At 42.1% G+C, this 14881-nt stretch carries 2 protein-coding genes; both read right to left on the reverse strand.

Annotation, left to right across the window (positions count from 1 at the left end; translation table 11 throughout):
* Positions 1–98: 98 nt before the first annotated feature.
* Entirely contained in the window at positions 99–6254 is a 6156-nt protein-coding gene (locus tag A6J31_RS06180; RefSeq protein WP_080610717.1) for a ZmpA/ZmpB/ZmpC family metallo-endopeptidase, read from the reverse strand.
* A gap of 459 nt (positions 6255–6713) precedes the next feature.
* A complete protein-coding gene (locus A6J31_RS06185; protein WP_080610718.1) occupies positions 6714–14513 on the reverse strand; it encodes a Rib/alpha-like domain-containing protein in 7800 nt (2599 codons plus the stop codon).
* Positions 14514–14881: the final 368 nt, after the last annotated feature.

The following is a 14881-nucleotide window of genomic DNA, read 5'->3' on the forward strand; positions in this document are numbered from 1 at the left end:
AATCCCTTGCCAATACTGACCTAGAGGCTCCTACTACCCGCATTCCCAACAGATTCAAAAATCCCTTTGGCATTTACCAAAAGGGATTCTTTCATCTATTATTTGAAAATAGAACTTGTGAAACTATCTGTCTCTTGTAGGAGTTTCTTATAGACAGCTTCTTTGAGTTTTGTCGTATGGCTTGTAGATACAGATTTATTGCCATTATTATCTGTTTTAAGACTTGCAGCGTCTTTGGCGACTGCCGCTTTAAACAAGGCTAACAAATCATCGTAAGAACTTACTGATGTACCATCAATCGTAACTGTCGTCAAACCATGTGACGCTTTTGCTTTCACTTCTTTGAAGTAGGCCTTCTTGAAGTCTTCTAGGGTATTGAACTGACCATCAGAAATCTTGTTAATGATAAAGTCATCACCAAGGGTGTTCTTACCAGCCGCTTTAGCTTCTTGTTTATACTTGTTGGTCGCATAACCTAGGAAGCCTTTTTCATAGCCATAGTAACCCCAAAGTCTGAAGGTGTTGTGCTTGAAGGACATAGCACCTGGAGAGCCCTCGCTGGTATTACCACCATAAATCGCAGACATCATAGGCACATTAACATAGGCAGAAGAGAAGTCCTCAGGTTTATAAACACCATTGCCAGGGCCACGATTGGTCATGAAGTTATTATCCACAAGGTCATCAATAGAGGTCAAGCTAATAGCCTTTTCGCTATCACTTAGAGCACGCACCTTGTCGTATTGGTTTTTACTATTGCCTCGTAGCTGTTTATCGACCTTCTTGAACCATGCGTTATTGAGCTCTTGCTTGCCTTGACTGAGAACTGCTTCTCCTTCAAGTGAATCAAGAAGCATAAGGGTATCATTGTAGCCCTTCATGTAACGGTCAATGGCTTCACGAGAGTTCAACTTGTTTGGATTGGTGTTGTACCACTGGTTACCATCGTTTTCTCTTTCGAAGGCCATGTTAAGTCCCAAAGCACCGTATTCACCCTGGTGACCTTGAGTAGCTGGTGATTGCAACATTCCTTGAGCATAGGCTTCGACGTCTGTTCCTTCACGACGACCAAACCCTCCAAAGTAGGCAATACGGTCATTGATATGAGTCGTTTCATGGGTAAAGGCTGAAGCACCATACTCACTAATCATGTTAGACATGACGTAAGTAACCTTGGCACGATTATCATATGGATTGTCGTAGATGGCAGCATAAGCACCAGCCATAGCTCCATTATCACCGTAGTACTCACCGACTGGTCCATAGATTTCACGGATTGGCGCATAGACTTCTGTACTGTTCTTGAATTGGCCGTAGCGCTCTGGCCAACCTGGCCAACCATGACCCCAGACATAGAAACCTTCCCAGATTGGATTGACAATGTCTTTGAACAATTTGTTTTTAACATTATCTGCTGCCAATCTTTGCCAGAAATCAAGATAGTTAATCTGACGTTGGGCCGCTAGATCAATCTCAGGTTTCAACTTCTCTAGAGTTGTGTTGTACTTGTTAGCTGTTCCATAAGACATGGTGTCATAGGTAGAAATCAAGAACATTTCTGTCTTATCAAGGTTCAACAAAGGCAAAATCATCTTGCGGTGGAGACCACGACTAAGGTTGTCATAAACACGATACTTATGCTCACCAACACCTTCATTTTGAGACGCCTTCTCTACAACGTAGACCTTATCCTTAGCAGCATCGATGAACCAATCATTCATATTGTCGATAGTCGTAAAGAGTTTTCGGTTGTAGTTGAGGAAGTCGGTGAGATCACTAGAAAGGGTACTTTTGGCGAGAACTTCACCGAAGGCATCGTAGGTTCTTGAACCACTGATATTATTTTCTTTAGAGCCAATCTCAATCAAACGGTCAAGGACATCCACATTTTTACCATAGAAATCTGGTTTGAAGAGCATGATTTCTTTGATATTAACATCATCAAACTTCACACCGTAATAACGATTCAAGTAGGTCAAACCTAGCAAGAGGGCCGCTTTATTTTTCTCAACCTTGTCAAGAATCATCTGTTGGGCAGCAGGCGATTGGTTAAGCTGGTGATCTTCATTTTGAACCAGCTTACTCACAAGGTTCGTCAAATTAGCCTTAACAGCCTCAAAGCTTTCTTCCAAGAAGAGGTTCTTGATAGCATTGACCTTATTTGGACCTGTACGACCAAGTTTTTGGTAAATTGGATCAGACTGCAACTCAATCGGTTTCAGGATATCAACGATGCCATTGATAAGGCTTGAGTGGTCTTTTTGAACGATGTTAGGAGTATACTTGATTCCTAAATCAGTGACAGTATATTCCTTAACGTTGCTCAAGCCTTCTGAACTCTCTGAAAGCTTGAAGTAGTCTTTGGTACCATCAGCGTAGTGAACAATAATCTTGTTAGCAGTGCTTAGGTCAGTGACAAAATTACTGTCATTCATTGGTGTCACTGAGAGCACCTCTTTGGTATTCAAGTTATGGTCTTTAGCCAGTTTGTTGGCTTGGTAGACAATATAATCCTTGTTGTAGAATGGCTGGAATTTCTCAATATTCTTGTATGCCTGCTTGTATTCTGGATTATAGTCTTGAATATTGGCAAACTCTACTTGACTAGAAGCGTTATTAAGCGTATTCAACGCGTATGGCTCGCTGACAAAGGTATCAGCTGTAATCTTGTAACCTTCAACACGCTTGTCAGCTTCTTCCTTGGTCAAATGTTTGAGTTTTTTAGGACTCTTAGTATCTTTACCAGTACCATCTTCGGCTGAACTATAGCCAACAACACCAAAGAGATCTTTGATATAAGGACCACCATCTTCATCATTGACATCATTCGAAGCAAAGATTTCTTGGCCCTTGATAACCTTGGCGTAGGTCACGTTGTCTTGAACAGCACCGTATGGCCATGTCTTAGCGACAATACCACCGACATTTCGTGTGTTTTTGACATCAAGCACACCCTTGGCTACCGAATTGGTCACCTTGGCCTTAGTTCCTGACTTCCAACTGTTAAGCATGTAAGTGACAAATGGCACCAGCATACTTGCATTGGCATTTTGAGCTGTAATAGTCGCATCCACATAGGCTCTGTTGACGAATCCCATGTAGTTTGAACCAGCAATCCCACCAACTGTCGAGTTATTACCGACAGAGTCAATCTTACCGATAAAGGCGACATTCTCAATTTTGCCATCTTCATCAATCTTATTGACGATACCAGCCACGTCATTGTTACCAGTAACCGAACCAGTCACCTTAACATCTTCAATCAGACCTTTATTTTTAAGGTTAAATCCAAGAGTCGCGATTTGATTTTGACCAGAGCGATTGATATCTACATTTTCAAAGTTGATGTTCTTGATAGTTCCGCCATTGATAACATTAAACAATGGGTGCTCTAAATCATAGATGGCATAGCGTTTGTCACCATCACTGAGCAACTTACCAGTAAATTCTGTTGTAATGTATGATTTGCCGTTTGGAACGACGTGGCGAGCACTCATGCTTTGGCCAAGTCTAAATTCACCAGATGGATTCGCTTGAATGGCATTGACCAACTCAGCAAAATCATAGTAAACATTGGCTTGACTGGCCTTAGGTTTCTCAATGTAATAGCTATAGGTTTGGGCAAAATGATTTTGGGCATCACGTTGAACCAAATTGTCCGCTTCTGCAGTTACCTTATAAACCGCCTTGCCATCAACCGTTGTTTCTTCGATGGCTTTCACTGCCAAGTAAGTCGTCTTTTGATCTGCAGAAGTCAGCTTCAAGTAGTAATTCGTGAGATCTTGAGGAACAGCTGTCAGACGAGTCTCATCCACTTCTGTTTGATTGTCATACTTGATTAAATCTGTACGTGCAAAATCTTTAAGTTCAACCTTCTTGAGATCAAGTTGGATAGCTTGGTCTGCCAAGACCTGACTCTCCTCACCATTGCCACGATCAAAGGTCATGGTTGTTGTAAGAGTATAAGGCTTGTAATAGGCTAAGTTGGTTAGGTCAGCAGTCAAGGTCGTGCTAGGAATATCAAGCGTTTGAACAACCTGTCCATCTTGCTTAAGGACCGCTTTAATAGTCGTGATAGCTGCTGCACCTGGATTCGTCAAATTATAGCTAAGTTTAGCACTACGACCCAAATCATCCTTATCAATCTGTGTCAGCGTAAGCACTGGTTTTTCAGATACCTTAGTTCCTTTGCGAACGATACGATCTTGGACAGGAACTAGCACTGTTTCAGTGACAGTTGGTTCTTCAGCAGTCTTGTTACCCTTAAAGGTCTTATAAACCTTGGTAATTTTATTTTGCCCTTTTTGTCCTTCTTGGACAACCTGCAAGGTCCCCTTCTCAAGACTATCATCTTCTTGGACAATTTCTTTAAACGGAAGCTCTACAATAGACTCTTCCGTCGTTGTGCCATCTAGAGGTTTACTACCACGACGGATTTTTCTAGGTTGTGGCACCTCAATAACCTTACCTGACACAATAGTCGGCTCACCAACCTTAACACCATCAATGGTTTGGTAAATTTTCTGGATTTCTTGGCTACCTTTTTTACCCTCTTGCTCGACCACTTCTTCATCCACATACTTGCTATCATCAGTGATAACCTCGATAGGATAGTCGATAGCTTGCGTTTCAGTCTCTGTGATACTTCCGACAACTGGAGTATGAACAGGATTCTCAGGTTGGACAAGTGCCTCGCCTTCATGACCGGATTCCTGTGTCCCCTTGGCTTCCAGTTTGCCTGTATACTCTGGATTGGCGGGTTGAACAGCTGCTTCACCTTCGTGACCAACCTCTTGCGTGCCATTAGCACTGATTGGGCCCGTATATTCTGGAGTGGCAGGTTGAACCCATGCTTCACCCTCATGACCAACTTCCTGAGTACCATTGGCACTTGTAGTATCGCTACTGATTGAACCAGTGTACTCTGGATTGGCGGGCTGAACTAGAGCTTCGCCTTCGTGACCAACTTCCTGGGTACCATTGGCACTGATAACACCGGTGTACTCTGGATTGGCGGGTTGAACTAGAGCCTCACCTTCGTGACCTGATTCTTGTGTGCCGTTAGCACTGATTGGGCCCGTATACTCTGGGTTGGCTGGTTGAACGACAGCCTCGCCTTCACGACCAGCCTCTTGCGTACCATTAGCACTGATTGGGCCAGTATATTCTGGGGCGGCTGGTTGAACAAGGGCTTCACCTTCGTGACCGGATTCTTGTGTGCCGTTTGCACTGATTGGGCCGGTATACTCTGGATTGGCGGGTTGAACTAGAGCCTTGCCTTCGTGACCGACTTCTTGAGTACCATTAGCACTGATAACACCAGTATATTCTGGATTGGCGGGTTGAACCAATGCTTCACCCTCATGGCCAACTTCTTGTGTGCCGTTAGCACTGATTGGGCCCGTATACTCTGGATTAGCAGGTTGAACAGCTGCTTCACCTTCATGACCTGATTCTTGCGTACCTTTAGCGCTAATTGGTCCAGTGTTCTCTGGGGTAGCAGGTTGAACTAGAGCTTCGCCCTCATGACCTGGCTCCTGAGTTCCTTTTTTCCAACTGATTCCCTTACTATCCTTATCAGCTGTCCCCTGACTAACTGTATTATCTTCTTTTATTGAAGACTCAAGTCCTTTGATAGTATTCTCCAAAGGTTGTTCAAGCTCTGGCTTAGCTGAGTAACGCAGATAACCGACATACTCATAACCATCAATTGTAATAACACCCTTGGCCAAATCTGCTTCATTTGAAACAGTAAGAGTCTGATTATAGGCCTGCAACTCCTTGTTTTGCAAGGCAAGAACCTCTATGGGAACAAGGAGACTTTGCCCTGCAGCCCCAATCAAGACCAAACCAATAATTTTTTTACGATGTTTTTTTGAAAATAGAAGGACAGCCATGGTCGCTGTTGCCAGTCCTAAACCTGTCGCTGCCCAGTCAGAACTTCCTGTCTGTGGAAGAGTAGCTTGACTGTCTCCTTTTCGTTTATAGACCAGATAAAAAGTATCATCATTTTGATATTCCTTAGGGATAGCATGGACCACTTGCTTCTTCTCTTCAGCTGTCAATTCATTTTCAGTGACATAGGCCATGTGTACCGACGCATCCGAAGTAACCTGGTCCGCCGAAACTGGTTTAGACACGAAAAGACCACCTGCTAACAAGAATGTCCCGATAGCAACTGGCCCTACACCTACTGACAACTTACGAATAGCGTACTTTGTCACTTTTTCAAAAACATGATTTGCTTGTTTCATTCAAAATCTTCCTATATGTTAATCCTTGTACCCCAAGGCACGTCAAAAAAACGAAGACGTTATTGAAAAAACACGCACTCTATACATTTATTAACCTTCTTCCGAAGTCTATCATATCCTTTTTTTAATCTTTAAGCAAGCATTTTCTCTAATTTTTAATCAATATAAAAAAACAGTTATGATGGGTAACTATGCTCTTATGAAAATCAACAAACCTTTTCATATAAGTGTTTTCATTCATATCGCTATTTATAGGAATCTTTCCCTAAAATCTAAGTCACTAATGTCTTTTTGAAGAAGGCCCATCACCTTTCAATTTTTATCTAATTTTTTAATATAAATAAAAAACAGTCTCAAAACAGACACAAAAGAGACCCACCCCTATCGGGATGAGTCTCTTTTTTCGAAAACTGAGATAGTCTAACTAACTATGTTGAGGGATTTAACCTAAGAACTATCTTAGTCTTCTTTTTTACGTTTTCCTGCTAAACCAAGTCCAGCCACTGTCATCAAACCACCTAATAGAGTAGCCAATAATGATGTGTTTTCACCTGTCTCAGGCAAAGCTTGCTTAGTATCAGTTGCAGCTGGTGTTGCTTTTGAAGCGACATGAACTGTATCTGATGCAGGAGCAGGCTTATGCACTGTTGGTGCTGGAGTTGCTTTAGTCTCTTGATTGTCAACCGTTGGTGTATTCTTATCCGCATCTGTACGTGGGGCTTTAACGATGACCTTAACTGGAACTTCGTCCTTAGAACCGTCTGGATAAGTGACAATGACTGTTGCATCTTTTTCGCCCTCAGTTGTTGTGTCAACTGGTGTCTTGTACTCGAATTTAGTGCCTTCTGGAAGATCACCTACGTTGCCAATTGAATCCTTAGCATTTGGTTGATCACCTGGTTTAACCGTTTGATCCTTAGCTACAGGTGTGTTCTTGTCTGCATCTGTGCGTGGATCTTTGACGATTACCTTAACTGGAACTTCATCTTTAGAACCATCTGGGTAAGTCACAACCACTGTTGCATCTTTTTCGCCTTCAGTTGTAGTATCAACTGGTGTCTTGTATTCGAACTTAGTGCCTTCTGGAAGATCACCTACGTTGCCAATTGAATCCTTAGCATTTGGTTGATCGCCTGGTTTAACTGTTTGATCCTTAGCTACAGGTGTGTTCTTGTCTGCATCTGTGCGTGGATCTTTGACGATTACCTTAACTGGAACTTCATCTTTAGAACCATCTGGGTAAGTCACAACCACTGTTGCATCTTTTTCGCCTTCAGTTGTAGTATCAACTGGTGTCTTGTATTCGAACTTAGTGCCTTCTGGAAGATCACCTACGTTGCCAATTGAATCCTTAGCATTTGGTTGATCGCCTGGTTTAACTGTTTGATCCTTAGCTACAGGTGTGTTCTTGTCTGCATCTGTGCGTGGATCTTTGACGATTACCTTAACTGGGACTTCATCTTTTGAACCGTCTGGGTATGTGACGATGACTGTTGCGTCTTTTTCACCCTCAGTTGTAGTATCAACTGGTGTCTTGTACTCGAACTTAGTACCACTTGGAAGATCACCTACGTTGCCAATTGAATCCTTAGCATTTGGTTGATCACCTGGTTTAACCGTTTGATCTTTCGCTACAGGTGTGTTCTTGTCTGCATCTGTGCTTGGATCTTTGACGATTACCTTAACTGGAACTTCATCTTTAGAACCATCTGGGTATGTCACGACAACGGTAGCGTCTTTTTCACCCTCAGTTGTTGTGTCAACTGGTGTCTTGTAATCGAATTTAGTGCCTTCTGGAAGGTCGCCGACGTTGCCAATTGAATCCTTAGCGTTTGGTTGATCACCTGGTTTAACTGTTTGATCTTTAGCTACAGGTGTGTTCTTATCCGCATCTGTGCGTGGGTCTTTGACGATTACCTTAACTGGGACTTCATCTTTTGAACCGTCTGGGTATGTGACGATGACTGTTGCGTCTTTTTCACCCTCAGTTGTAGTATCAACTGGTGTCTTGTACTCGAACTTAGTACCACTTGGAAGATCACCTACGTTGCCAATTGAATCCTTAGCATTTGGTTGATCACCTGGTTTAACCGTTTGATCTTTCGCTACAGGTGTGTTCTTGTCTGCATCTGTGCTTGGATCTTTGACGATTACCTTAACTGGAACTTCATCTTTAGAACCATCTGGGTATGTCACGACAACGGTAGCGTCTTTTTCACCCTCAGTTGTTGTGTCAACCGGTGTCTTGTACTCAAACTTAGTGCCTTCTGGAAGGTCACCTACGTTGCCAATTGAATCCTTAGCGTTTGGTTGATCACCTGGTTTAACCGTTTGATCTTTAGCTACAGGTGTGTTCTTATCCGCATCTGTGCGTGGGTCTTTAACGATGACCTTAACTGGAACTTCATCCTTAGATCCATCTGGATAAGTCACAACGACTACAGCGTCTTTTTCACCCACAGTTGTAGTATCAACTGGTGTCTTATACTCGAACTTAGTTCCTTCTGGTAGATTATTTGGGTTTTCAATCGATTTGATTGGTTCTGGAGTCTCAAGAATAATTACTGTTTGAGTATTGGCAGCAGGTGTGTTCTTGTCTGCATCTGTGCGTGGATCTTTGACGATTACCTTAACTGGGACTTCATCTTTTGAACCGTCTGGGTATGTGACGATGACTGTTGCGTCTTTTTCACCCACAGTTGTAGTATCAACTGGTGTCTTGTACTCGAACTTAGTACCACTTGGAAGATCACCTACGTTGCCAATTGAATCCTTAGCATTTGGTTGATCGCCTGGTTTAACTGTTTGATCCTTAGCTACAGGTGTGTTCTTGTCTGCATCTGTGCTTGGATCTTTGACGATTACCTTAACTGGAACTTCATCTTTAGAACCATCTGGGTATGTCACGACAACGGTAGCGTCTTTTTCACCCTCAGTTGTTGTGTCAACTGGTGTCTTGTAATCGAACTTAGTGCCTTCTGGAAGGTCGCCTACGTTGCCAATTGAATCCTTAGCGTTTGGTTGATCACCTGGTTTAACTGTTTGATCTTTAGCTACAGGTGTGTTCTTATCCGCATCTGTGCGTGGATCTTTAACAATTACCTTAACTGGTACTTCATCTTTAGAACCATCTGGGTATGTCACGACAACGGTAGCGTCTTTTTCGCCTTCTGTTGTTGTGTCAACCGGTGTCTTGTACTCGAACTTAGTGCCTTCTGGAAGGTCACCTACGTTGCCAATTGAATCCTTAGCGTTTGGTTGATCACCTGGTTTAACCGTTTGATCTTTAGCTACAGGTGTGTTCTTATCCGCATCTGTGCGTGGGTCTTTAACGATGACCTTAACTGGAACTTCGTCTTTTGAACCGTCTGGGTATGTCACAACAACTGTTGCGTCTTTTTCACCCTCAGTTGTTGTGTCAACTGGTGTCTTGTACTCAAATTTAGTGCCTTCTGGAAGGTCGCCTACGTTGCCAATTGAATCCTTAGCGTTTGGTTGATCACCTGGTTTAATCGTTTGGTCTTTAGCAGTTGGATCGTTCTTATCCGCATCCGTACGTGGATCTTTGACGATTACCTTAACTGGAACTTCATCTTTAGAGCCATCTGGGTATGTGACTACGACTGTCGCATCTTTTTCACCCTCAGTTGTTGTGTCAACTGGTGTCTTGTACTCAAATTTAGTGCCTTCTGGAAGGTCGCCTACGTTGCCAATTGAATCTTTGGCATTTGGTTGATCCCCTGGTTTAACCGTTTGGTCTTTAGCAGTTGGATCGTTCTTATCCGCATCCGTGCGTGGATCTTTAACAGTCACCTTAACTGGGACTTCATCTTTAGAACCATCTGGGTAAGTCACAACAACAGTAGCGTCTTTTTCACCTTCTGTAGTTGTATCTACTGGTGTCTTGTACTCAAATGTAGTACCACTTGGAAGATCTGAAACATTACCGATAGAGTTCTTAGCATCTGGAGTTTCTCCGATATTTACCGTTTGATCCTTAGCTACAGGAGTATTTACATCAGCCTGAGTTGGATTTGCGGCTACAGTAACCTTAACTGGTACTTCATCCTTAGAACCGTCTGGGTAAGTGACGATGACTGTTGCATCTTTCTCACCTGCAGTTGTTGTATCAACCGGTGTCTTGTATTCAAATGTAGTACCACTTGGAAGATCTGAAACGTTACCAATTGAGTTCTTGGCATCTGGTGTGTCTCCAACTTTAACAGTTTGATCTTTAGCTGTTGGCGTGTTCTTATCCGCATCCGTACGTGGATCTTTAACGGTTACCTTAACTGGGACTTCGTCCTTAGAACCATCTGGGTAAGTCACGACAACAGTTGCGTCCTTCTCACCTGTAGTCGTTGTATCTACTGGTGTCTTGTATTCGAATGTAGTACCACTTGGAAGGTCTGAGACGTTACCAATTGAACCTTTAGCATCTGGTGTTTCGCCGACGTTAACGGTTTGATTTTTAGCTGTTGGTGTATTCTTATCTGCGTCTGTTCGTGAGTCTTTAACAGTTACCTTAACTGGAACCTCGTCCTTAGAACCATCTGGATAAGTTACAACAACTGTCGCATCCTTCTCACCTGCAGTTGTTGTGTCAACTGGTGTCTTGTATTCAAATGTAGTACCACTTGGAAGATCTGAAACGTTACCAATTGAACCTTTAGCATCTGGTGTTTCTCCGATATTAACCGTTTGATCTTTAGCTGTTGGCGTGTTCTTATCCGCATCCGTACGTGGATCTTTAACGGTTACCTTAACTGGTACTTCATCTTTAGATCCGTCTGGGTAAGTGACAACAACAGTGGCATCTTTCTCACCTGCAGTTGTTGTATCAACTGGTGTCTTGTACTCGAAAGTTGTTCCACTTGGTAGATCTGAAACGTTGCCAATTGAACCTTTAGCGTCTGGAGTTTCTCCGATATTAACCGTTTGATCTTTAGCTGTTGGGGTGTTCTTGTCTGCATCTGTACGTGGATCTTTAACGGTTACCTTAACTGGTACTTCATCCTTAGATCCGTCTGGGTAAGTTACAACAACTGTTGCATCCTTCTCACCAGCTGTTGTTGTATCAACCGGTGTCTTGTATTCGAACTTAGTACCACTTGGAAGATCTGAAACGTTACCAATTGAACCTTTGGCATCTGGTGTTTCTCCGATATTAACCGTTTGATCCTTAGCTGTTGGGGTGTTCTTATCCGCATCGGTACGTGGATCTTTAACGGTTACCTTAACTGGAACCTCGTCCTTAGAACCATCTGGATAAGTTACAACTACTGTTGCATCCTTCTCACCTGCAGTTGTTGTATCAACTGGTGTCTTGTACTCGAAAGTTGTTCCACTTGGAAGATCTGAAACGTTGCCAATTGAACCTTTAGCGTCTGGAGTTTCTCCGATATTAACCGTTTGATCCTTAGCTGTTGGGGTGTTCTTGTCTGCATCTGTACGTGGATCTTTAACGGTTACCTTAACTGGTACTTCATCCTTAGAACCATCTGGATAAGTTACAACAACTGTTGCATCCTTCTCACCAGCTGTTGTTGTATCAACCGGTGTCTTGTACTCGAAAGTTGTTCCACTTGGAAGATCTGAAACGTTACCAATTGAACCTTTGGCATCTGGTGTTTCTCCGATATTAACCGTTTGATCCTTAGCTGTTGGGGTGTTCTTATCCGCATCGGTACGTGGATCTTTAACGGTTACCTTAACTGGAACTTCATCCTTAGATCCGTCTGGGTAAGTTACAACTACTGTTGCGTCTTTTTCACCAGCTGTTGTTGTATCAACTGGTGTCTTGTACTCAAACTTAGTACCACTTGGAAGATCTGAAACGTTGCCAATTGAACCTTTAGCGTCTGGTGTTTCTCCGATATTAACCGTTTGATCTTTAGCTGTTGGTTCATACTTATCAGCATCTGTTTGTTTAGCCTTGATTTCAATTGGAACATCAACTGTTTCAGTTGTTCCATCTGGATATGTCACAAGCATTGGCACATTTACCAAACCAGGAGTTGCATTTGCAGAAGTCTTACTTGTGATAGCCCCTGTATTTTCATCAACAGAAACAGACTCAATACCAGCTGGAAGCGTACCAGCTTTGAAAGTTGTACCAGAAGGTACAGACACTTCCTTACCTTCAACATCACGGATAAGCGGAATTTGTGGCTGAGTTGTGTCGCCAGCAGTTACCTCAGATTTGCTGTAAGTAACATCATAAGTTTGATTCTTAGGTGCATTGACAATCAAAAGGTTAGTATCAAGGAAAGCATTGGCATATGAACCCTGATGAACCCCTTCGGTATTACCTTTCCAGCTACGTTGAATAGCATTCAAGTTTGGTTTAACACCACGTTCCATCCATTGCTCAAAGAGGAGCATGCCATTATTTTTCTTGATTTCAGCATTCAATTTCTTAGCCAATTCGACTGAATCAACTGTGTCCTTAATCTTGTAAGAAATTGTATATGAACCAAGTTGCCCTGAAGCTGTTCCAAGGATATTTTTGTCAATATAATTACGAACCTTATCAACATCACTTTGTGATGGGTTAGATTTTGTCGCAATACTAATGGCATCTGTATTACGTGTATCAAGTTTCCCTGATGCATCCATGACAACCTTAGTTTTTTGAACACCACTTACAGCAGAGCCGTCCGCATCAGATTTGTAAATATAAGTTTCATTCAAATCAAGATATGGCAAGAGACTCTTAGGTAATTCTTGTTCAATATAAGGCACAGATTGGAAGGTGTTTGAACTTAAGTTTACGACACCCATAGCCGCAGAAACTTTCATGGTATAAACCAACTCGATAGAGTCTGCCTTCCCATCACTTGTAAAGCGTGGAAGCACTTTTAGAGTTGGTTGTGTATTAACACCAGTACCAGGAGTACCTGTGAAAGCATTTGTCAAACCATTATCTGATGCAGTCTTCTTATCATTGCCTGAGGCAATAAACCATGAGTTATCAATACTTTCACGAACGAGTTTATTCGGAATAACTTTACCGTAGTCCTTACCTGTAATCCATGCAGATGAGAATGACAAAGGTGTATTGGCAAGTCCAAGATCGTTTAGGGTCTTGCCATTTTTCAAGGTAATTGTGATTGGGTGATCATAAGCTGCCCCAATACCACCAGAAGCTACCGTATCATTTTGAATCGGAACAGACCAAACTGAACCATTTTCGTAACTTGTAAATGTTTTTTCCTTACCTTGGTAAGTTGGTTTAATTGTGATTTTTTCAATATTTTCATAGAAGGTTGGATTTTGGAAGTTCAAAATCATATGAGCTCCAAGAGGGAAAGCTTTATCCTTAGCCCATCCACCCGCAAGACGCGTCCATGATGTACCAGTAAGAGAGATGGTACCATCATCATTGACTTTATTAAACTCAACACCAGCGTTCTTAACAACGTAAGGAGGCTCCTTATCAGTTGTGATACCAGTAGTGTCAAACTTATTAGTAATTGTAAGTGATGAATCACTAGGTTTAATAACACCATTTACAGTACTTGGTGATACAATCAACTGTTTCGTAGCGTTTTTACCAGACGCATCTGTAGCTGTTGCTACGACAGTACCACCTGCTGATGGACGTTTGAAGGTGTAAACACCATCTGCCCCGTTAATTGAAACTTCTTGACCATCTACCGTTACTTTAACAGTTGAAGCTGAGTCTGTACGAATAGTGACATACTCGTCACCAGCTTCAATCGAAGTTGATACATTCTTAGTAGATGCTTCTGTTGCAGATGTAGGCGCTGCAGAAGGAACCGCACGACGTGAACGAACGCGTGGTTTTTCTGCTTCAGAAGAATTAGTTGCTGGTGCAGCCTCTGAAGTCGATGCTTGTGCAGTTTCAGAAGCAGTTGCAGACGTTTTACTTGCTGCTTCTGATGTTGCTGCAGCTTGTGATGTAGCGCTCTCCGTAGTTGTTGCAGGCGCTGTTGATGTCGCAGGCGTTTCAACAGCAGCTGGTGCTTCAGCACTTGTTGCAGCTGCCGTAGTTGAAACTGTATTTGTCGCTGCAGGAGTTGTCTCTGCGACTGTTCTAGTCTCGACTAAAGACGCCGTCGTTTCACCCGCTTCTGCTACTGGCGTAATCGGTGCAGCTGTCGTTTCAGTGTTTTCATCCGCTTGTGCAGTTCCACCAATCATAATAAGTGTTCCTAGCAATACCGAACAAACACCGATATTTAATTTACGAAGAGAAAAGCGACTTTTCTTCTCGTTGAATAAATCTTTACCCATAGTTCTCCAAAACAATTGGAATTCTTACTATCCAATTGCCCTTCCTAAAAATTTATTCTAATCCCCTTTCCATTATATTATCAAAAAAATGTAAAATTTCAATATAAAATGTCATCATTTTATTATTTTCTTTTTTTATAATCTTTTCTAATGTAAATATCTACTCACATAAGTTTAGCCATTACAATATTTTTATAACCCGTTATAACTACTTTTTATAAGTTATCCCCTGATTTTAAAATAATTCTATAAGTTTATCCATACTTATTCCTATAACTGATTTAATAATCAGAAAAATATATTTGTCAGATTATTTTTAGACACAAAAGAGACTCACCCCTTATGGGATGAGTCTCTTTTTCGAAAAC

This window comes from Streptococcus sp. FDAARGOS_192 (assembly GCF_002073815.2).
Lineage (GTDB): Bacteria > Bacillota > Bacilli > Lactobacillales > Streptococcaceae > Streptococcus > Streptococcus salivarius_H.

Excerpts from the sequence above, each read along its gene's own strand:
- A6J31_RS06180 (WP_080610717.1), bottom strand. The coding sequence starts at position 6,254 with ATGAAACAAGCAAATCATGTTTTTGAAAAAGTGACAAAGTACGCTATT.
- A6J31_RS06185 (WP_080610718.1), bottom strand. The coding sequence starts at position 14,513 with ATGGGTAAAGATTTATTCAACGAGAAGAAAAGTCGCTTTTCTCTTCGT.